This window comes from Hoeflea sp. BAL378, assembly GCF_000759435.1.
GTDB lineage: Bacteria > Pseudomonadota > Alphaproteobacteria > Rhizobiales > Rhizobiaceae > Hoeflea.
This window is the reverse complement of sequence record NZ_JRJG01000001.1, coordinates 44,225-64,031: the sequence shown is the minus strand read 5'-3', so window position 1 is coordinate 64,031 and position 19,807 is coordinate 44,225. Positions and strand designations below refer to the sequence as shown.

The window sequence follows — 19,807 nt, the reverse complement described above, 5'->3', positions numbered from 1 at the left end:
CTGACCATGCAGATCAAGAACAGCTTCGACGTCCCGCTGCCCGCAGATGAAGCCTGGCGCATCCTGATGGATTTTCCGCGCATTGCCCCGTGCGTTCCCGGAGCCGAGTTGACCGGCCAGACGGCCGACGGCGGCTATGAGGGCAAGGTGTCGGTGCGCCTTGGCCCGGTCGCCCTGTCATTCGGCGGCACCGCGAAGATCGTGCACCAGGACGATGCCGCGCGCCATGCGCAGCTCACGGCCGGCGGCCAGGACGTCAAGGGCCGCGGCACGGCCAGCGCCGACATTTCCTTCAACGTATCGCCCACGGAGACCGGGTCGCGCGCCGATATTGTCACCGATGTGACGCTGACCGGACTGGTGGCGCAATATGGACGAGGCACCGGGCTGATCCAGTCCGTGGCCACCCAGATCGCCAATCAGTTCGCCGAGAACCTGCGCGCCATGATCGAAGCCGGCAAGGCCGGTCCGGCCACGGCCGGGGTCGCCGACACCCAGCCGGCCGCTGCGCCGCGGCCGGCTCCCGCCCCCGCCACCAAGCCGATCAGCGGCTTCGCGCTTCTCTGGGCGGCGATCCGCGGCCTGTTCTCGCGCTCGTCCTGACCCTCTGATCCCAGGAAACGCTTCCGGAGATACACCCGACAGGACAAAGGCACGGCCCGCCAGGCTAGATGATCCTGACGCCTTTCACCTGCAGCCCGTTCTTGATCGTGGAAATCAGGGTTTCGAGCATGCGCATGGTGGTGGGCGAATGCGACCGGAGCTGGCGCGTGATCAGGCAGATCTCGCGCTCGACCTTGGGTTCGCTCAACTCACGGAATTCGAACTCGCTCAGCGGATCGGTATGCGCCGCGAGCGACGGCAGCACCGAGAACTTGCCTCCCAACTTCAACAGCGCATAGAGCGAGTTGGTGCTGGAGGCATGGTCGAAATCCTCCTCCGCGATCTGGGCAAGCCCGAGTTCGCGCTGGGCCGCCAGCGTTGCCCCGATCCCGGTGTCGCTGGTCAGTCCGATATACTCGAACTTCGACAATTGGCTCCAGGTGAGCTTGCCGCTGCACTTGGCGAGAGGGTGGTCCTTGGGGACAACGACGCCGAACGTATCGGCCAGCACAGGGGTGTAATCGAGGTCGGGGAACGCGTTCAGGCTGCTCGACAGGCCGAAGTCACGCTTGCCTTCGAGCACGGCGCGCTCGATCTTGTCCGACCCCTCGTCGTAGACCGATATCGCGATGTCGGGATAGGCGGCCCTGAACGCGAGCAGCGTCGGCGTCAGCACATGGGTGATCATCGACGAGGCGGCGGAGATGCGCACATGCCCGCGCAGGCTTCGCGCCGCGGCCTGCAGGTCGACGATCGCATTGTCGAAATCGCGCAGCACCTTGTCCGCCACGCCCTTGAACCAGATCGCATCCTGCGTGAGCTCCACGCGGCGGGTGGTGCGGTCGAAGAGCCTGAGCCCGGCGAGATCCTCGAGCTGCTTGATCGTCGCCGTCAGCGAGGACTGGGTCTGGAACAACCGGTTTGCAGCCAGGGTGAAGGACCGTGTCTCGGCGACCGCCGCGAAGCAGCGCAGATGTCGAAGCGATATTTGTGCACCCATTCGGGACCTCGTAGTCAATCAGCCTGCAGAATAGGATCGAACCGTGTCAAAGTCTCGTTCCCGGGACCGTCGTCGCTCTATCCCGTATGCTTACTGGCTGCCGGCACATACAGGCACGGCCGCGTCCTCGGAGCCGCCGGTCCGAACCTGGGATGTGGGCCGTGCTGAAAGCTCGCACAGAATTTGCGCAGAGGCAACAATCACTTCGGGACCGCCGCCACGTCCGGAGGGCAGCAGGCGCATCACGCGCGAGGACCGTCGCCGCGGGTCAAGCAGCGCCCAAGCCGGTCGCCGGCTCGGGCGTGAGAGGGCCGGCCGATCAGACAGCCGCAATCACCTGGATTTCGACCCGGCAGTCCGGATTGTTCATCGCGACATAGCCGCAGATGCGCGCAGGCGTGTGCCCCGGCACGACCCAGGCGTCCCACAGGGCATTGAAGGCCGCCAGATCGTCGCGCGTCTTGAGCCAGACCTGCGCCGACAGGACCCGGCTCTTGTCGGTCCCGGCTTCCTCGAGGAGTTCGTCGATCCTGGCCAGCACCTGCCCGCCCTGACCGGTGATGTCGAGCGAATAATCGGCGGGCACCTGCCCGGCGGTATAGACCAGCCCGCCATGGACGACGGCGCGGCTGCGCCGGTGGTTCTGGTCGATACGGGTGATGTCGGTGTCGGTCATGATGTCGTGTCCTTTGGATGTGATGTCGGGCTAGTTCGGCTTGCCGTAGCCGCCGCCGCCGGCGGTTTCCATGCAGACGATGTCGCCCGCCTTGAGCACCCGCGGCATGGTCGGGTCGCTCGGCTCGCCATTGAGCAGGAGCCGCCCGGGCCGCCCTTCGCCACCCCCCATCAGGCCGCCCGTGGGCGATTTCATCTGGGTCATGAGGAAGGACGCCATCACGTCGCCGGCGCCGGGCGCGACCTCGAATTCGAAGCAGATCCCCTGGCCGCCGCTGTGCTGGCCTTGGCCGCCGCTGCCCCGGCGCAATTCACGCCGCAGCACCTTGATCGGCGCCAGGGTTTCCATCATTTCCACCGGCGTGTTTCCGAGGTTTGCCGGGAAGCTGAGCGCGGAATAGCCATCCCGTCGCGATGTCGCGCCCTGCCCGGCGTTGAGGAAGTTGACGACCGCGAAGCGGCTGCCGTTGTGTTCGCCGGACATGGTGATCGAGGAGTTGGGCGAACCCGCCGCCCAGACCTTGTCGGGAAGGACGTCGGCCAGCGCCTTGAACACGGCCAGGGGCAGCAGGTGGCCGATGGCGCTTCGCCCGCCCGACGCCGCAGGATAGGTGGGATTGAGCAGCGAGCCCTCGGGAGCGCTGGTGGTGATCGGCAGGAAGCTGCCCTCATTGTTGGGAATGTCGGGACACAAGAGCGCCTTCAGCCCGTACACGGTGTAGGCGAAGACATAGACCGGGACGACGTTGAGCGCATAAGGCAACTGGCTGCTCGTGCCCTTGTAGTCGATCGAGATCGTGTCGTCGCGGACCGTCAGTTCGCACTGGATCAGGATCGGCTCGTCGAAGCCATCGTGCTGAACGGTCGACCGGTAGACGCCGTCCGGAATCCGCCGGATCGCCTCGCGCATGGCGTTCTCCGACCGACGCCGCACTTCCGCGCCCAGCAGTTCGAGATCGGTGACCTCGAGCAGTCCCTGCAGCCGCTCACCCATGGTGCGGCACCCCGAGACCTGCGCCCAGATATCGCCCAGCCCCTGCTCCGGCACGCGGATGTTCTGCCTGATGATGTCGATCAGCACCTCGTTCGGCTCGCCCGCGTTGAGAAGCTTCATGAGCGGAATCTGCAGGCCTTCCTCGTAGATCTCCCGGCTCGAATTGCTGCGCAGCTTGCCGCCGATATCCGGCAGGTGCGAGACAACGGCGGCGAACGCAACGAGCTCGCCCTTGAAGAAGATCGGCGTGGCCGTCGTCACGTCGTGCACATGCCCCGAGCCCTTCCAGGGATCGTTGGTGATGAACACGTCGCCGGGCTTGATGGTCTCGATCGGATAGGCGGCGAGGAAGTGCCGCACGGTCGCCGGCAGACAGCCGATGAATCCTGGCAGGCTCATGGTCGACTGCGCCAGGGACCGGCCCTGGGCGTCCGTGAGGACGATGGCGAAATCATTGCCGTCGCGCACAAGGGTCGAAAAACAGGTGCGCACGAAAGCGGCGGACGCCTCGTCCACGACGCTGATCAGGCGCTTCCACAGGATCTCGAGTTCGATGGGATCGAACCGGGAAGCCGTGTCATTGGGTCGGTCGGTCGCGCGATCCGGCGACGTGGTAACTGTATGCCCCATATCAATCAAATTCCCTGATGGTAATGGAAACCGTGAGGTCTGGAAGGATGGAGACTTCGGATGCAACGCCGACCACGATGGTGGATTCGCGCTCTTCCAGGATGAGAGGGCCGCTCAGCACCGTGCCGGCCGGCAGGGAATAGCGGTCATAGACATCGACCTCGCCATAGGCCTTGCGCAGCGGCAGGTAGATGCTGCGGCGTTCCGTCGGCGTGACCGAGGATTTGACGCGATCGTCGCCCCACTGGAAGTGGTGCACCTTTGTTGGCGCGCGTCCGACCAGCCGCCAGGTGATGACCTGCGGCGCCGCCTCGGGCACGAGCCGGCCGTAGAGCAGCTTGTACTGCCGCTCGAACTCGGCGAGCAGGCGCTCGCGCGTCGAGGAAGAGATCGTCTCGTAGGGAATGTGGATCGAAAGCTCGGCACCCTGCCCGTAATAGCGCATCTCCGCGCCGATGGTCCATTCCACGTCGGTCGCGCCGGCGGCCTTGAGTTCGGCTTCCGCCTCGGTGCGCAGCGACGCCAGGTTACTGGCGACCTCGTCCCACTTCACTTCGTCGATCAATTGGGGATTGGACCAGGAGCGGTCGATGCGCGCGGGCGCCGACAGCATGCCCAGGCAGGATCCGGCGCCGGCGGCAATCGGGACGAACACGCGCGGAATGCGCAGCTTGCGGGCCACCTCGACGGCGTGCACGGGTCCGGCGCCGCCGGTCGCCACCATCGAGAAATCGCGCGGATCATAGCCGTTCTCGGCGATGTGGATGCGGGCGGCGCTCGCCATGTTCTCGTTGACGATGTTGCAGATGCCGAAGGCCGCGTCGACCAGCGACACTTCCAGTTCATCGGCGAGCCGCTGCATCGCCGCGGTCGCGTCGTCGACGGCAAGCCGCATTTCGCCGCCCAGGAACCGGTCGGCATTGAGATAGCCCAGCAGCAGGTCGGCGTCGGTCACGGTCGGATCCTTGCCGCCCCGCCCGTAGCAGGCCGGCCCCGGCATGGATCCGGACGATTCCGGCCCGATATTGAGAAGCCCGATCCGGTTGCGATGGGCGATCGAACCGCCGCCCGCGCCGATCTCGATCAGCTCGATGCTCGGAATGAGAATGGGCAGGCCCGACCCGCGCTTGAAGCGTTCGACCCGCGCGCATTCGAAATGATGCGCGATCGGCGGCTCGCCGCCCACCGCCACGCAGGCCTTGGCGGTGGTGCCGCCCATGTCGAAGGCCAGCACCTGGTCGATCCCATGCTGGCGCGCCGTATTGAGCGCCGACAGCACGCCGGCCGCAGGACCGGATTCCAGAAGCAGGATGGGCGAATGCGCGCCCGATTCCGCCGAACTGAAGCCGCCGCTCGACACCATCACCCGCAGCGGCACATGCGCCTGGATGCTCAGGATGCGCGCGTCAAGTTCCTGGAGATACTCGGCCACGATTGGCTTCACATAGGCGTTGGCGGCCACCGTCGAGGTGCGCTCGTATTCCTTGATCTCGCGGGCGAGATCGGAAGACAGCGAGATCGCCACACCCGGCAGCTCGCGCTCGAGATGCTCCTTGACCCGCTGCTCGTGCGCCGGATTGACATAGGAATGCAGCAGCGACACTGCCACGGACCTGACCTTCAGGTCCCTGATGGCCTCCACCACCGCATCGAGCTTCTCGTCGGTGATCTCGGTCAGCACTTCGCCGCGCGCATTCAGACGCTCGTCGAGTTCCACCCTGTGGTCCGGCGAAATCAGCGGCTTGGGCAGTTCAATGTCGAGGTCGTAGATGTCGTAGCGCCACTCGCGTCCGATATCGAGCGCATCGCGCATGCCCTTGGTCGTCACCAGCGCCGTCTCGACGCCCTTGCGCTCGATCAGCGTGTTGGTGATCAACGTCGTCCCGTGCACCACCTCGCGCATCGGAACCTGGGCGACGCCCAGGGACAGGCTTGCCTGCGAAAGCAGGTCCATGATCACCGTGGAGACAGCCTGGCCGGGGTCATCCGGCGTGGTGGGCGACTTGGCAACCCAGATCCGGCCTTCCGGCGACAGGGTCGCGACCCCGTCGGTAAATGTTCCGCCAATGTCAACAGCGACACGCAGCTCAGTGTCAATCACGATACATCCAATCTTGCTTTTCTGTTGAAGATCCGGGTCCCGATCAGTAGGCGATGGTAATCAGACGTTCTTCGGTCATTTCCCGCACCGCATAGGCAGGACCTTCCCGCCCGAACCCGCTGGCCTTGACCCCGCCGAACGGCATCGCGTCGATCCGGGCGCTGGAGGCCTCGTTGACGTGAACGCCGCCGAAGCGCAGGCGCGGTGCAATACGAAGCGCGGTGTGCAGGTTCGACGTGAACAGCCCCGCCGCCAGCCCGAAGGGCGAGGCATTGGCGCGCTCCACCGCCTGCTCCACATCATCGAACCCCATGAGGCTGACGACGGGCGCGAAGATCTCCTCGCACACGACCTTCATCTGGTCCGAAACGTTCTCGAGAACCGTCGGCTGGATGACGCTGCCCTCGCGGCTGCCGCCCGTCACAATGCGGGCCCCGGCCGCCACCGCCTCGGCGATCCAGCTTTCGGCGCGCTCGGCGTGATGGCGGCTGATCATCGGCCCGATCAGGGTCTCGGGGTCTGCGGGATCGCCCGCCTTGATCTTGCCGATCGCCTCGACAAGCTTCTCGCGAAACACATCGAGGATGCGGTTGTCGACATGCAGGCGTTGCACCGAGGTGCACACCTGGCCCGCCTTGCGAAAGCCGGCGTTGAGGATCTTCGGGATCGCGCGATCGATATCGGCGTCATGGCAGACGATGGTGCTGGCGATGCTGCCGAGCTCGAGCTGAACGCCGCGCAAGCCGGCGGCCTGCTGGATCTCGCGCCCCACTTCGGTGCTGCCGGTGAAGGCGTAATAAGCGATGCGCTGGTCCTCGAGCAGTTGCCGGCCGATCGTCCGGCCGCGGCCATGCACCAGCGCGATCAGCTTCGGCGGCAGTCCCGCCTCGAGCAAGACCTCGCACAGGGCCACGGCAGAAAGCGGCGTGAAGTTGGAGGGCTTGATGACGACGGAATTTCCGCCGGCCAGGGCCGGACCCACCTTGTGGGCGAGCGTGTTGAGGGGCGAATTGAACGGCGTGATGGCGCAGACGACGCCCCTTGGCGCCCGGATCGTGTAGCCCATCCGGTCGCGCGCGCCCTCGGCCGAGAGCATCGGCACCAGTTCGCCATGGAGCATCTTGGCCTGCTCGGCGGAGAGTTCGAGCGTCTGCGCGCACCGGCGCACCTCGTTCTCGCCGTCGGCGTTTGTGAACCCCGCCTCGTTGCGCATCAGCTCGATCAGCTCGGCGCTTCTGGTGCGCACGATCTCGGAGGCGCGCATCAGGATCTGGTAGCGCTCATAGGGCGACAGCTTGTCGAGGCGCTGTCCCTCGACCGCGCCGGCAACCGCCTGGTCGACCTGGGCGGCGGTGGCCACCGCCATTTCCCCGAAAGGTTTGCCGGCATATTTGTCGGCTAGCACATCGACGGTTTCGCCCTCGACCCAATCGCCTTTGATCAGAAGCTTGGACATCAGGTCCGCTCCTTCCCGTCGGCGCCCGAGAGGCCGCGCATGAAGTTCAACCGGATCTTCCCCGGATCCCTGTCGGTCGTGCCGGCGGGCTTGTGGTGATCGACGCGTGCGGCGATCAGTTGCGGTCCGTCCTCGCTCAGCGCGGCGTCCACCAGGGCTTCGAAATGATCTTCGTCGGCCGCCCACTCGCTGGCCTTGAGGCCGCTGGCGCGCGCGATCGCCACCAGGTCGACCGTGGTCGCCGTCAGCGTCTGCTGCGCGCCTGTGATATGGTAGGCGCCATTGTCCCAGATGACGACGCAGAGGTTCTTCGGCGCGACCGTGGCGATCGTCCCAAACGCTCCCAACTGCATGAGAATGGAGCCGTCGCCTTCCAGCGCGAACACCTTGCGGTGGGGCTGGGCAACGGCGACGCCGAGCGCGATCGGCGCGGCCAGGCCCATGCTTCCCAGCATGTAGAAATTCTGCGGCCGCTGGCCGCTCGCCCACAGGTCCCAGTTGGTGTGGCCGATGCCGCCGACGACGGCCTCTTCCGACTTGAGCTTGGCCACAAGCCTGCGGGTGAGGTCGCTTCGGTTCATGATCCGCGCTTCGTCGCGGCTGAAATTGCTGATGGTGCTCATGTCGCCACTCCTCCTAGTGCTGCCGCTTGGTCAACAACGGCGACAGAATGATCGCGGCCGGGCTCTGGGTCGCGAACGCCTGCTGGATCATTCCGTTGACGACGAATTCAACATGACTGCGTTCCTCGATCGCGCGATGCTCGATGCCGAGCGTCTCCAGCACCGGGCGCATGGTGCGGCAGACGATGGCCTGCCCAAGCTGGAATTCACCCAGCACCCCGCGCTCGGAGATCACCATGACGAGCGGGATCTGGAACGGCACGATCATCGAGGCAAGCGCATTGGGCAGGGTCGCGAAACCGCTGGTCTGCATCAGCACGACGCCGCGCCGGCCGGCCATGTAGGCGCCCGCCACGATGGCGACGGCCTCTTCCTCGCGCGCCGGGCAGATGACGGTGAAGTAAGGGTCATCGTGAAGGGCCTGGATCAGGTCGCGCAGGACGTTGTCGGGAATATAGGTGACGAGATCGACGCCGTTAGCCCTGAGTACCCGAACCACCGTTTCATGCCATGGCTCATCATAATCTTTGCTCGTCATGGTCTTCCTGATCCTTGTTCCATTTGGCGTCGAGAATGAGACATCAAATCGTTGTTTCCAGTGCAGTTTTAATCACCTCGATTTCCGTCCACAAATTGTTAATTTTTCCAAATTGATAGTTTATGGATATAAATCGAGAACGGAAAACATCACTCCTGCCGATCAATCCGGCGCCGCGCCGGACGCCCTTGGGTTGCGCCGCGAAAAGGCCCGTCAAGACCGCCGGTTGGGATGATTGCAGACGCGGGGCCTGGATGATCGGCCGTCACTCGAGCTGGGTGACGATGTCCACCAGCGCCGGCTTGCCGGTCTGGGCGACATGGTCGGCTGCGCGGCGGATCACGTCGCGGACGGCTTCCGGATCGGAGATCGGCCCTTCGGCCCACCAGCCCTGGGCCCGCGCGATGGCGGCGAAATCCGGCGCAGGACCATCGATTTCCATGCCGATATAGGCGTTCTCGACCGGACGCCCGCGCTGGATGGCCATGTGCTCCTGGTGCGCCCAGTCGTTGTAGTAGGCCCGGTTGTTGACCATGATCACCAGCATCGGGATCTCGTAATAGGCCGCCACCCACAGGGTGCCGAGATCGAACATCAGATCGCCGTCCGGCTGCAGGTCCACCACCAGCTTGCCCGAGCCCTTGTGCGCCAGCGCCACGCCGAGCGAGATCCCGATCTGCGTCGCCGTCCCGAGGCTGTCGCCGGGATGCCGGTAGTGCCGGTCGAAATCCCAGATCTTCTTGGCCCATCCGCGCGATGTCCCGGCCGTGAGCACCCAGTCGTGGTCCTTCACCACCTCCCAGACCTCCCGGGCAAGGCGCGCCGTGGACAAGGGCGACTCGTCGGCCACCTTGTCGGCCTGCGCCTGCCAGGAGGCCCAGCGCGCCTCATGCTTTGCCGCCAGCTCCTGCCGGCGCTTATCCCGCCGGGCCGCCGTTTTCTCATCTGCCTTGGCGCCCAGCGCCCGGCAGAGTTCCACCAGTTGCGGGAGCGCGGAAACCGTGTCGGCGGTGACGTCGAGCGCAAGCTGCTTGAGGCGGCCATAGTCGTGCGACCAGCCGCGGATTCCGGTGTCGCCGAAGCCCAGCGCCATGCAGCGCGCGTCCGGCGCCAGTTTCGATGTCAGGTCCCGTGTCGCCGGATCGACGCCGGTGATCGCCGGCTCGCCGTCCTTGCAGTCGAGGAAGACCACGAGGTCCGCATCCGAGACCACGTCGGTTCCGGTGAGGTTGAGCGGATGCCGGTTGGGAAGATTGAGCCGGTTTCCCATGTCGATCACGCCGGCGGCCGTCAGTTCCGCCAGCTCCGGAATGAGCTCGAAGGCCCTCGGGTCACGCCCGGCAAAGCCCGCGACAATCACCGGGCGCTCCGCCTGCATCAGCGCCTCGGCGAGTTGCATCAAGGCGGCCGGATCGGCGCCCGCGGGCGTGGGCAGGCTGAACAGCGCGGGATCGGGCGCCGTCAGCGGCTCATCGAGCAGTTGTTCCTGCAGATCCGCGTCGAGCGACACATAGACCGGGCCCGCCGGTCCGGACCTGGCAATGTTCCAGGCGCGCGTGAGCGATTCCACCGAGGCCTGCGCCGAACGCGGTTCATCGTCCCATTTGACATAGTCGCGCACCGCGTTGCCCTGCACATTGGCGCTGTGGAACCAGTCGATCGACGGGCGGCGGCGCGCGGTGTCGGCCGGGCCGGATCCCCCCACGATCAGCATCGGCACCCGGTCGTGAAAGGCGTAGTAGATCCCCATGGTGGCCTGAAGCAGCCCGACCAGGTCGTGTAGCGCCACGGCCATCGGCTCGCCGGTCACCTTGGCATAGCCATGGGCCACGCCGATGGCGACCTTCTCGTGCTGGCAGCAGATCAGCTCGGGTCCGCCGCCGTCCCAGTTGACCAGGGAATCGTGCAGGCCGCGAAACGACGCCCCGGGGTTGAGACTGATATAGGGAACGCCCAGGCCGCGAATGACCTCGACCATGAGGTCGGATCCGTATTTTCCGGTGGTCATCGGATGAAGTCCTCCGACATGCCGGCCGCCTTCATGATCGGCTTCACCTGTTCGCGCAGCAGGCCCGAGAGCGGGAGCGTCAGGCCGGCCCGGTCCCCCATTTCCAGGACGATCTGCATGTCCTTGTGCGCCCACGGGATCTTGTTCATGTCCTTCCAGTTCTGCAGCGGCCAGTTCGTGCCGCTCGACCGCAGCAGAGCCGGAATGAGCTTCTCCTTCGGGACGCCGTGCTTTTCGGCGATCGCCAGGGCTTCGTGGTCGGCGGTCAGCGCCGCCCACAGCAGCATGTTATTCAGCGCCTTGCCGACCATGCCGGCGCCGACCTTGCCGAGGTGGAAGATTTCCGACCCGCAGGCCACCATCGCCGGGCGGGCCTTGTCGATGTCGGCTTCCTCGCCGCCGACGAGCCAGACGAGATAGCCGCCTTCGGCGCCGATCTCGCCCTGGCAGACCGGTGCGTCGACGAAGGCCACGCCCTTCTCCTGGCAGCGTGCCGCAAGCGCTTCCGCCTGCACCGGCGTGATCGTGCTGGCGACCACGATCACGCAGCCCGCGGCGGCGCCGGCCAGCACCCCTTCCGGACCGCAGATCGCTTCCTCAACCTCGTTGTAGAAGCCGGGCATGACGAAGACGACATCGGCCCCATCGGCGACGGCCTTGGGCGACGGGCGCCCCACCCCGCCGAAGGATTCCACGGTCTTGACCGACTCGGCCACCGGGTCGTAGCCGGCAACCGGGAAACCCGCCTTGAGGATGTGCCGGCACATGGGCCGTCCCATCCGACCCAGTCCCACGAAACCGATCTTCAGATCAGACATGACTTGACTCCAGATTCAGAAAAACCTTGCCCGCTCAGGAAAAGAGGAGCCCCCTCGGCAGAGGCAGCGTGAGCAGAACGACGAACATCAGATAGACGAGGCCAACGAGCAGCAGCGCGTAGATCAGCGAAAACAGGATGGATTTCCGGGCGACAAGCTTCAGGTAGACCAGGCAGAACACGAAAATCGTGGCTTCGATGCCGACGAGCGTCAGCAACACGAAGAAGGCTGCCACGGAGAAAAGCGTCTCCAACCACACCACCCGGGGCGAGGTGGCAAACACGCTGTCCATCCCTTTTTCGGTCGGCTCGTCTTCAGCCACCGGCCGGTCTCCGGCATTCTGCGGCTCGGCACTGGCCACGTGTCCCCCCATCGAACTGGCCAGAACCATCTGCGCGAGCTTGAGACACAGAAGCCCGCTTCCGAACCCGCTGATCATGAGCGGGAACACTGCCGCATACTGGGGCCAATCCAGCGCCGTCACGAAGGCCGAAACCATCACTGCGAGCACCAGGATCGTGATGATCCATTCTGCGTAGTCATCGACCGTCAGGCCGGTCTTTCGGGTAATGTCGGTCATGCTGCACTCCTTTCCTGGCGCATCTTGGTCCAGGCCTGGCGGCCCGCACGGAAGAAGATGAAGGCCATGATCACCGCAAAGCCGATGACGATCGGGCGGCTCAGCCACTCCCAGCCGAACAGCGAGTGGGACAGGAAGAAGTACCGCTCGCAGATTTCCCCCAGCACCACGCCGAGAAGCAGCGGCACCTTGGGCCAGTTGAAACGCTGGCAGAGCACGCCGATGGCGGCTGCGGCCAGCATCACCCAGACGTCATGCATGCTGTTGTTCGCCGCATAGGCGCCGAGCACGACGAGGACCAGGAGGAATGGCGCGAGCAGAGGCCCGTTCACCAGCGTCAGCCGGGACAGCGGCTTGATCAGCGGAATGGTGATCAGGAGAACGATGACATTGGCGATGATGGTCACCCAGATCATGGCAAAGGTCACATCGAGATGCTCGGTCAGCATCGCCGGTCCGGGGGTAATCCCCACGATCAGGAAGGCCGTGAGCACGATCGCGGTGCTGACGCTGCCCGGAAGGCCGAAGGAAATCATCGGGATCAGCGCGCCGCCATCCTTGGCGTTGTTGTTGCCGCTGGCGGCGAGCAGTCCCTCGATGCTGCCCTTGCCGAATTTCTCCGGCTCGCGCGATGTCTGCTTGGCATGGCCATAGGCAATGAACTGGGCCACCGATCCGCCCACCCCGGGGACGATGCCGACGCCGGCGCCGATCAATCCGGCCCTGAGCACCACGTTCCAGTGAATGAAGGAATCCTTGAAGCCCTGCCAGATGCCGCGGACGTCGTTGGAGGCCGTGCCGGTGGCGATGCTGCTCTTGCTCAGCATCAGCTCGAGGATCTGCGGGCCGCCGAACAGGCCGATGACGATCGCCACGATGCTGATTCCGTCCCACAGTTCGAGCAGGCCGAAGGTGTAGCGCGGCACCGCGGTCTGGGGGTCGATGCCCACCAGCGCGATCAGGATGCCCGCCGTCGCCATGATCAGGCCCTTGGTCATCGATCCATCCGAGAGGACCGAGATGAAGGTGAGGCCGACAAGCGTGAGCATGAAGAATTCGGGAGGACCGAACGCCAGGACGATGGGCCGGATGATCGGTATGGACAGGAGGATGGCGATCGCACCGATGACGGCGCCCAGCAGCGAGGCCATCAGCATCGCCCCGATGGCGCGGCCCGCCTCGCCCTTCTTGGCCATGGGATGGCCGTCGAGCACGATGGCGGCTGCGGTCGCTTCCCCGGGTATCCCGAACAGGATGGACGTGATGCCGCCAGCGGTCGTCGTGACGACCATCGTGCTCAGAAGAAAGCAGAAGGTCTCGATCGGCGTCATGCCGAAGGTGAAGGGAAGCATCAAGGCCAGCGCGACCGGTCCGCCCAAGCCAGGAAGAATGCCAACCACGAAGCCGATGACGATGCCGATCAACATCAGGCTCAGCGCGTAGGGGCTGATGACCTGCAACAGTCCCGATAACGCAGCTTCAATCATTAGAAAATCTCCCGACCAATCACACCTGTCCGGAACCGGCCATCTGGGATGGCCGGCCCGTTGTCATCGCTGAGCAGCAGATGAGGGTTCGCTCAGTTCTGGTACGATTTGCGCAGGAGGTTCACATAGGCCTGTGGAGCATTCGCCGTGAGGCCCGAAATCATGTCGGCGAGTTCGGCGCCAGCGATGGGCGAGACCGGACGATTGGTGCTCTCGGATTCCGCAAGGAACGCAGGATCTTCCATGGTCTTGTCGAAGGCTTCGCGCAGGCAGGCGAGGCGCTCCGCGGGCAGTCCGGGAGGACCGGCAAGGGCGCGGCCGCCGGCCACGAGATCGGCATGGGCCGTCACCAGGGCGAGGTCGTCGCCCTCCAGAAAGGAGCCGATCGGCGTCAGATCGGGATAGTCCGAATCTGCCTCGCTGTCGAAGAGCCACATGATCTTGGCGGATTCGGCTGACTGGGCCTGCTGCGCAGCGCTGTAGGACGACGAAAAGAGATCGAGTTCGCCGCGAGCAAGCGAGGCATAGACCTCCGGGGCGCCGGAGAAGCCGACAACGATGTTGGAATCGAGATCGAACACCGAGGTCATCAGCTCCGCCTCGATATAGTCGATGTCGCCCAGACCCGAAGACCCGATGCGAACCTTGCGCTCCTTGGAAATGGCCCGGACATCGTCGATCGACTTGATCTCGCTGTTTGGACCCACCGTGATGACGTCCGGCTCGCCGGAAACCCGGCCGATCCAGGAAAATCCGCCGCTTTCGAAGTTGACGCCATCAGCGCCGCCAAGCTCGGCGGTCAGCAGGCCGCTGGTCGACATCAACTGGACGAGAAGACCGTCCGGTTCGGCCACCCAGGTCTGGTTGGTGGCAAGAAGGCCGCCGGCGCCCGGCTGGTTGCGGACGATCATGTTCTGGGCGCCCAGCTTCGATCCCATGTGATTGGCGACCATGCGCCCATAGGAGTCAAACCCGCCGCCGGGGTTGAACGGGACGATCAGCTCCACCGTCTTGCCTTCGTAGAAAGAACAATCCGCCGTCTGCGCCATTGCCGGCACGGCCGTCGCAGCAAGAACAACCACCCCGCCGATGAACTTGGCGTAGCTCCCGGTGGACTTCCCTGCTGCCTTGATTTTGTCGCTTGAAGTATGAGTGTTGACCATCGTGTAAGTTCCCATTTCCACGTTTGTCTTGATTGCGAATGACGCCGGCGCGGACACCGCCGCGTCTGACTGCCATATCGAGCACCGATGGGCTTATGGACCGCAAACCATGCCGCCAATGAGAGACCGCGCGACGCCCTTATTGTTCTTTGCAGCACGACTAACGCGCGCTTTCACGGCATTATGGTCGCCTTGATTTCGGATACAAACAAATAATTTTCGACTATTATTATGATTTTGATTATAAATATCGGAGAAGGATTTTCCACGTCGGGCCCCTCTGCTTGGGGCCGGCCGTCCCCTGCCCATAGGAACTCCTGGCACGCATCCTGGCAACCAGATTCACTGCAGCAGGCCGCAGGCAGGCTCCAGGCTTCTCAGTGTTCCGCCATTGAAATCAGGAAATCAGCCGGCATCCTTGGTCGCGACATTCCAGTACGAGCCTTCCTTCCGGTCGATGTGCAATCGCAGGATCGCCAGGGCGCCTTCGGTGTCGGAATTGCCGACGGCATCGGCGAGTTCAATGTGCTCGCGGAACGACTTGGCCATGTGATCGGGATGCCGCCCCAGCCTGTTGCGCAGCGACGCCATCTTCTGGGCGATGGCCTGGTAGGCGTCGTCGAGAAACCGGTTTCCCGAGCAGTCGAAAAAATGCTGGTGGAACTGCGTATCGAGCGCCAGGTAGGCCGAGACGTCATCCTTCTGCCGGGCCAGCGTCATCTCCGCCGTGCAGGCCCTGAGCCTCTCCAGCAACTGCTGCGGATTGGTGCGGATCGCCGCCCTGAGCGCCGTGGTCTCGAGGCAGACACGGGCGTCGCAGAGCATGGCGATCTCTTCGGGCGCCAGGCAGAACACGAAGGTTCCCCTCTGCGGCTCGACCGTGAGCAGGCCTTCCATCTCCAGGCGGTTCATCGCTTCGCGCACCGGGGTGCGGCTCACGCCCAGTTCGGTGGCCACTCGGACCTCGGACAGGTGCTCGCCGAGATCCAGCCTGCCGCTGACGATCCAGTCCCTGATCGACTCGGTGACCAGCTCGGTAAGGGATTTCGGCCGTTCCAATAGCTTCATGGTTTTGCACTCCAGACCAACACCTACCGCAGATGTGACTAGCATACAACATACAGGATTGACGCAGTGGCATACTGTATGCCAGTTTGCGCGCCATCGGGAGGTAGACGGCTTTGAACTTGCGACGCATGGAAACGCTGATCGTCGAGATGAACCGCATTCTGGTTGCGGCCGTTCTGGCGATCGTCTTTGCAATTGTCTTCATCAACGTGGTCGGGCGCTACGGCTTCTCGCATTCCTTTGCCTGGGTCGAGGAGGCCGCGCGCCACCTGATGATCCTCGGCGCCTTTGCCGGCGCCGGCCTTGCCCTGCGTGAAGGCCGCCTGGTCGCCATCGTCGCGGTCGTCGACATGGTCCCTGCCCCGCTTGCAAAACCGATCCGCTGGATCATCGTCGCCATCATGTTCGCCTTCATGGCGACGATGATGTGGCTCGGCATCAAATTCGTCGAGTTCGGCTGGAACAAGCAGACCATGTCGACCGGCATGTCGCGCGGCATTCCCTACCTGTCCATTCCCATCGGCTGCGGCCTATTCCTGGTCCAGTTGGCCTTCTTCGCCCGGCGCTTCGTGGCCGAGGAATTCGAGATCGACGCGGTCGACCTCGTCCAGGCCAAGGAGTCCTGAGCGATGGCGAAGACGCTGATCATCCTGTTCTTCGCGACGCTGATTCTCGGCGTCCCCGTGGCCTTCACCATGGGAATCGCGGGCATCGTCGCCGTCTATCTCGACGGCTCGCTCAATCCGCTCGTCGCCACCCAGCGGATGTTCGCCGGCATCGACAGCTTCCCGCTGATGGCGGTTCCCTTCTTCATTCTCGCCTCCGAGCTGATGACCGCCTGCGGCCTGACGCGCTCGCTGCTCGGCTTCGCCAATGCGCTGGTCGGGCACCTGCGCGGCGGCCTCGGCCATGTCAACATCCTGGTCTCGATGCTGTTTGCGGGCATCAGCGGCTCGGCGCTCGCCGATGCCGCCGGCCCGTCGGCGATCGTCATGCGGATGATGCGCGAAGCGGGCTACGACAAATATTATGCAGGCGCGCTCTCGGCCGCGACGGCGACCATCGGCCCGATCATCCCACCCTCGATCCTTGCCGTGATCTTCGCCATCTCGACCAGCGGCGTCACCGTGGCGGGGCTGTTCCTGGCGGGCATCGTGCCGGGCATCCTGCTCGGCGTCTCGCTCGCCATCGCCAACCACATCATCTCGGTCCGGAACGGCTATCGCGGCCGCGAGGACCGGGCGAGCATGAAGGAACTCTCCGGCGCCACGCTAGCGGCGCTGCCGGCGATCATCATGCCGGCGATCATCCTCGGCGGCATCCTGCTCGGCGTCTTCACGCCGACCGAAGCCGGCGCGGTGGCCTCCGCCTACGCGTTGCTGCTCGGCCTGGTCCTGCGCTCCTTCACCTTCCGCGGCATCTATGCCGCCTTCGTGCGCGCGGCGGTGGTCACCTCGTCGGTGTTCCTGATCGTGGCGCTGGCGTCGATCTTCGCGTGGCTGCTCACCTACCTGCAGATCCCGCAGCAGCTTGCATCCGTGATCTCCACCATCACCGACAGCCGGCTCGGGATCCTCTTCATCCTCGCCGGTTTCGCCCTGGTCTGCGGCTTCTTCATCGACACGCTGCCGGCGCTGATCATCCTCACGCCGATCCTCGGGCCGATCGCCTATTCGGCCGGCGTCGACCCGCTCCAGTTCGGCATGATGCTGGTTCTCAACCTGACCATCGGCATGATCACGCCGCCGGTCGGTCCGGTCCTCTTCGTCATTTCCGCGGTCGGGCGGCTGCGCCTCGAAGCGCTCGCCAAGGCCGTTCTGCCGCTGCTGATAGCAGAACTTCTCGTCCTGCTGCTGGTCATCCTTGTGCCCGGCGTCAGCACTTTCGTCCCCAATCTATTTGGATTTGCCAACTGACATGAGAAGGAGGAACATTATGAAATCCATGTCAAAATACCTTGCAGCGACTGCGGCGATCGCGGTCCTTGCCACTGCGTCCGCGGCCTCGGCCAAGGAGCTCAAATACGCCCACTTCCAGTCCGCGGACCTCAGTTCGCCCAAGCATGCCGCGGCGCTTGCCTTCGAGAGCTGCGTCGAGGGCAAGACCGCCGGCTCGATCGACGTCCAGATCTATCCCGCCGGCCAGCTTGCCGGCGACAACGAGGTGATGGAAGGCCTGCAGCTCGGATCGATCCAGATGGCGGTCGTCCATGACGGCCCGATCTCGGCCACCTACAAGCCCTTCTCGGCGCTCGCCCTGCCCTATCTTTTCGACGACCAGGCCATGGCCTGGGCGGTGATGGATGGCGACTTCGGCAAGGAAATGGCCGAGGACATGGTTGCCAAGACCGGCATCCGCATGTTCGGCGTCGCCGACAACGGCGTGCGCAACTTCACCAACAACGTGCGTCCGGTCGCCGAGCCTAAGGACATGGCCGGCCTGAAGATGCGCGTGATGACCGCCCCGGTCTGGGTGACGCTGGTGGAAAGCCTCGGCGCCTCGGCCACTCCCGTGCCGTGGCCGGAACTGCCTGGTGCCTTGCAGCAGGGCGTCGTCGACGGCCAGGAGAACGGCGTGACCAACATCGTCGACGCCTCGCTCTACCAGAACCAGAAATACGTCACCCTCGACGCTCACGTGTTCAGTTGGCACGCCTACCTGATGTCGGACAGCTTCTACCAGGGTCTGACGGATGTCGAGAAAACCGCCGTCGACCAGTGCGTGGAGATCGCCAAGGTGATCCACCGCGGCATGACCGCGGCGCAGGATGCCAACGCCTCGGCGATCCTCTCGGAAAAAGGCATGACGGTCGTCCCGGTGAGCCCCGAGCAGAAGGCGATGTTCCGCCAGGCCGCGCAGCCGGCGGTGCGGGAATTCGTGGTGAGCGAAGTCGGCGCGGAATGGCCCGACAAGCTCGATGCCGCGGTCGCGGCCTATCGCGACTCCTTCAACTAAGCGAAACGGAGAGGTCGCGTCATGGCGAATGCCGTTGCCGTTCTGGAACCAGGCTATGCGGACTACAGCACCGAGGAAAAGGTTCTGTCGGCCCATGCCCTGAAAGTTGTTCCGGTGGCCGCGCACCAGGACGCGGCCTCCGCGCTGCAGACCATCAATCCGCTGGGTGTCATGGTGCGCGAGCGCGCCGTGACATCCGGTCTGATGGAGGTCTGCCCCGACCTCAGGATCATCGTGCGCTACGGCGTCGGCGTCGACAACATCGATCTCGAAGCCGCCGCCAGGCGCCGCATCTATGTGGCCAATGTCCCTGATTACGGTGCCGAGACCGAGGTCAGCGAACATGCCCTTGCGCTCTATCTCGCCGTCCAGCGCCGCATTCCGGCCCGGGACCGCGAAGTCCGCTCGAACAAATGGGGCATCGGCCAGGCGGCGCTGATTCCGAGCCGGGAGAATGCCGTTCTCGGACTGATCGGCTGTGGCCGCATCGGCATGGCGACGGCGCGCAAGTTCCGCGCCCTCGGCTTCGCCCGGGTGCTGGTCTTCGATCCATTCCTGTCCGGGGAAAAGGCGACTGCCGAGAACCTTGAACTGACCGATCTGGACAGTCTTTGCCGGCTGAGCGACGTCGTCAGCGTCCATGCGCCGCTGACGCCCGAGACACACCGCATCCTCGACGCCCGGCTGTTCGCGCTGATGCGGCCGACTACCATTGTCGTCAACGTCTCGCGCGGCGGCCTCGTCGACGAGGCGGCGCTTGCCGCGGCGCTCGACCAGGGCCGGATCTTCGGCGCCGGCATCGACGTGTTCGAAGAGGAGCCGGTGCGCCCGGATCACCCCCTGCTGTCGACGCCCAACACCGTGCTCTCGGACCATACCGCCTGGTATTCGGAGCGGTCGGTCGCGGTGCTCCAGCGCAACGCCGCCGCCGAGATCAGCCGCGTGCTCTCCGGTGAACCGCCCAGAAACTGGGTGAACAGATGGTGAGGCCCTCAGCGACAGGCCCGGCAGCCGCCGGCGCGCCGTCGACATGCGGCCCGCCAGTCATGCGGGACATGGATCCCGCCCTTTCCTCCCAGGGAAATTCCCTTTCAACACAAGCTTCTGA

At 64.7% G+C, this 19,807-nt stretch carries 18 protein-coding genes; 5 read left to right on the top strand and 13 right to left on the bottom strand.

Annotated features, from left to right (window positions below):
• Positions 1 to 6 precede the first annotated feature (6 nt).
• Positions 7 to 603, top strand: a complete 597-nt coding sequence (locus LL06_RS00315) for an SRPBCC family protein (protein WP_052161050.1) — start codon at positions 7 to 9, stop codon at positions 601 to 603.
• 64 nt (positions 604 to 667) lie between these two features.
• On the opposite strand, the gene LL06_RS00310 is transcribed toward LL06_RS00315, so the two are convergent.
• The 13 genes from LL06_RS00310 to LL06_RS00250 form a co-directional block, all read right to left on the bottom strand.
• The gene (locus LL06_RS00310) at positions 668 to 1,603 is read right to left on the bottom strand and encodes a LysR family transcriptional regulator (protein WP_035520922.1); all 936 of its coding nucleotides are present in this window, start codon (positions 1,601 to 1,603) and stop codon (positions 668 to 670) included.
• A gap of 319 nt (positions 1,604 to 1,922) precedes the next feature.
• Positions 1,923 to 2,279 (bottom strand): RidA family protein, encoded by a 357-nt coding sequence (locus LL06_RS00305; protein WP_035520921.1) that lies wholly within the window; start codon positions 2,277 to 2,279, stop codon positions 1,923 to 1,925.
• 30 nt (positions 2,280 to 2,309) lie between these two features.
• Positions 2,310 to 3,902 carry a hydantoinase B/oxoprolinase family protein gene (locus LL06_RS00300; protein ID WP_035520920.1) on the bottom strand — a complete coding sequence of 531 codons (1,593 nt, stop codon included), beginning with the start codon at positions 3,900 to 3,902 and terminating at the stop codon, positions 2,310 to 2,312.
• A 1-nt stretch (position 3,903) separates the two neighbouring features.
• Positions 3,904 to 6,003, bottom strand: a complete 2,100-nt coding sequence (locus tag LL06_RS00295) for a hydantoinase/oxoprolinase family protein (RefSeq protein WP_035520919.1) — start codon at positions 6,001 to 6,003, stop codon at positions 3,904 to 3,906.
• A gap of 43 nt (positions 6,004 to 6,046) precedes the next feature.
• Positions 6,047 to 7,459, bottom strand: coding sequence for an aldehyde dehydrogenase family protein (locus tag LL06_RS00290; protein ID WP_035520917.1), 1,413 nt, complete (start codon positions 7,457 to 7,459; stop codon positions 6,047 to 6,049).
• The gene (locus tag LL06_RS00285) at positions 7,459 to 8,082 is read right to left on the bottom strand and encodes a thiamine pyrophosphate-dependent enzyme (RefSeq protein WP_052161047.1); all 624 of its coding nucleotides are present in this window, start codon (positions 8,080 to 8,082) and stop codon (positions 7,459 to 7,461) included. The genes LL06_RS00290 and LL06_RS00285 overlap by 1 nt, the downstream gene beginning before the upstream one ends.
• Before the next feature lie 13 nt (positions 8,083 to 8,095).
• Entirely contained in the window at positions 8,096 to 8,620 is a 525-nt protein-coding gene (locus LL06_RS00280) for a thiamine pyrophosphate-binding protein (protein ID WP_035520916.1), read from the bottom strand.
• 265 nt (positions 8,621 to 8,885) lie between these two features.
• Positions 8,886 to 10,628: a thiamine pyrophosphate-binding protein gene (locus tag LL06_RS00275; protein ID WP_035520915.1), complete on the bottom strand. Its 1,743-nt coding sequence runs from the start codon at positions 10,626 to 10,628 to the stop codon at positions 8,886 to 8,888.
• The gene (locus tag LL06_RS00270) at positions 10,625 to 11,446 is read right to left on the bottom strand and encodes an NAD(P)-dependent oxidoreductase (RefSeq protein WP_052161046.1); all 822 of its coding nucleotides are present in this window, start codon (positions 11,444 to 11,446) and stop codon (positions 10,625 to 10,627) included. Before LL06_RS00270 ends, LL06_RS00275 begins: the two co-directional genes overlap by 4 nt.
• Positions 11,447 to 11,480: 34 nt before the next feature.
• Entirely contained in the window at positions 11,481 to 12,026 is a 546-nt protein-coding gene (locus tag LL06_RS00265; RefSeq protein ID WP_035520914.1) for a tripartite tricarboxylate transporter TctB family protein, read from the bottom strand.
• Positions 12,023 to 13,513: a tripartite tricarboxylate transporter permease gene (locus LL06_RS00260; RefSeq protein WP_052161045.1), complete on the bottom strand. Its 1,491-nt coding sequence runs from the start codon at positions 13,511 to 13,513 to the stop codon at positions 12,023 to 12,025. Before LL06_RS00260 ends, LL06_RS00265 begins: the two co-directional genes overlap by 4 nt.
• Positions 13,514 to 13,605: 92 nt before the next feature.
• A complete protein-coding gene (locus LL06_RS00255; RefSeq protein WP_035520913.1) occupies positions 13,606 to 14,676 on the bottom strand; it encodes a tripartite tricarboxylate transporter substrate-binding protein in 1,071 nt (356 codons plus the stop codon).
• Between the two features lie 405 nt (positions 14,677 to 15,081).
• Positions 15,082 to 15,744 (bottom strand): GntR family transcriptional regulator, encoded by a 663-nt coding sequence (locus tag LL06_RS00250; RefSeq protein ID WP_035520912.1) that lies wholly within the window; start codon positions 15,742 to 15,744, stop codon positions 15,082 to 15,084.
• 128 nt (positions 15,745 to 15,872) lie between these two features.
• On the opposite strand from LL06_RS00250, the gene LL06_RS00245 reads away from it, so the two are divergent.
• From LL06_RS00245 to LL06_RS00230, 4 genes are read left to right on the top strand one after another with little or no spacing between them, the layout of a single operon-like run.
• Positions 15,873 to 16,370: a TRAP transporter small permease gene (locus LL06_RS00245; protein ID WP_035520911.1), complete on the top strand. Its 498-nt coding sequence runs from the start codon at positions 15,873 to 15,875 to the stop codon at positions 16,368 to 16,370.
• A 3-nt stretch (positions 16,371 to 16,373) separates the two neighbouring features.
• Positions 16,374 to 17,660 (top strand): TRAP transporter large permease, encoded by a 1,287-nt coding sequence (locus LL06_RS00240; RefSeq protein ID WP_035520910.1) that lies wholly within the window; start codon positions 16,374 to 16,376, stop codon positions 17,658 to 17,660.
• Positions 17,661 to 17,679: 19 nt separating this feature from the next.
• Positions 17,680 to 18,699 (top strand): TRAP transporter substrate-binding protein DctP, encoded by a 1,020-nt coding sequence (gene dctP / locus LL06_RS00235; RefSeq protein ID WP_035520909.1) that lies wholly within the window; start codon positions 17,680 to 17,682, stop codon positions 18,697 to 18,699.
• A gap of 21 nt (positions 18,700 to 18,720) precedes the next feature.
• Positions 18,721 to 19,686 (top strand): C-terminal binding protein, encoded by a 966-nt coding sequence (locus tag LL06_RS00230; protein ID WP_035520908.1) that lies wholly within the window; start codon positions 18,721 to 18,723, stop codon positions 19,684 to 19,686.
• Positions 19,687 to 19,807 lie beyond the last annotated feature (121 nt).

Excerpts from the sequence above, each read along its gene's own strand:
- LL06_RS00290 (WP_035520917.1), bottom strand. The coding sequence starts at position 7,459 with ATGTCCAAGCTTCTGATCAAAGGCGATTGGGTCGAGGGCGAAACCGTC.
- LL06_RS00265 (WP_035520914.1), bottom strand. The coding sequence starts at position 12,026 with ATGACCGACATTACCCGAAAGACCGGCCTGACGGTCGATGACTACGCA.
- LL06_RS00240 (WP_035520910.1), top strand. The coding sequence starts at position 16,374 with ATGGCGAAGACGCTGATCATCCTGTTCTTCGCGACGCTGATTCTCGGC.
- LL06_RS00315 (WP_052161050.1), top strand. The coding sequence starts at position 7 with ATGCAGATCAAGAACAGCTTCGACGTCCCGCTGCCCGCAGATGAAGCC.
- LL06_RS00250 (WP_035520912.1), bottom strand. The coding sequence starts at position 15,744 with ATGAAGCTATTGGAACGGCCGAAATCCCTTACCGAGCTGGTCACCGAG.
- LL06_RS00260 (WP_052161045.1), bottom strand. The coding sequence starts at position 13,513 with ATGATTGAAGCTGCGTTATCGGGACTGTTGCAGGTCATCAGCCCCTAC.
- LL06_RS00280 (WP_035520916.1), bottom strand. The coding sequence starts at position 8,620 with ATGACGAGCAAAGATTATGATGAGCCATGGCATGAAACGGTGGTTCGG.
- LL06_RS00285 (WP_052161047.1), bottom strand. The coding sequence starts at position 8,082 with ATGAGCACCATCAGCAATTTCAGCCGCGACGAAGCGCGGATCATGAAC.
- LL06_RS00270 (WP_052161046.1), bottom strand. The coding sequence starts at position 11,446 with ATGTCTGATCTGAAGATCGGTTTCGTGGGACTGGGTCGGATGGGACGG.
- LL06_RS00245 (WP_035520911.1), top strand. The coding sequence starts at position 15,873 with ATGGAAACGCTGATCGTCGAGATGAACCGCATTCTGGTTGCGGCCGTT.
- LL06_RS00310 (WP_035520922.1), bottom strand. The coding sequence starts at position 1,603 with ATGGGTGCACAAATATCGCTTCGACATCTGCGCTGCTTCGCGGCGGTC.
- dctP (WP_035520909.1), top strand. The coding sequence starts at position 17,680 with ATGAAATCCATGTCAAAATACCTTGCAGCGACTGCGGCGATCGCGGTC.
- LL06_RS00305 (WP_035520921.1), bottom strand. The coding sequence starts at position 2,279 with ATGACCGACACCGACATCACCCGTATCGACCAGAACCACCGGCGCAGC.
- LL06_RS00255 (WP_035520913.1), bottom strand. The coding sequence starts at position 14,676 with ATGGTCAACACTCATACTTCAAGCGACAAAATCAAGGCAGCAGGGAAG.
- LL06_RS00275 (WP_035520915.1), bottom strand. The coding sequence starts at position 10,628 with ATGACCACCGGAAAATACGGATCCGACCTCATGGTCGAGGTCATTCGC.
- LL06_RS00230 (WP_035520908.1), top strand. The coding sequence starts at position 18,721 with ATGGCGAATGCCGTTGCCGTTCTGGAACCAGGCTATGCGGACTACAGC.
- LL06_RS00300 (WP_035520920.1), bottom strand. The coding sequence starts at position 3,902 with ATGGGGCATACAGTTACCACGTCGCCGGATCGCGCGACCGACCGACCC.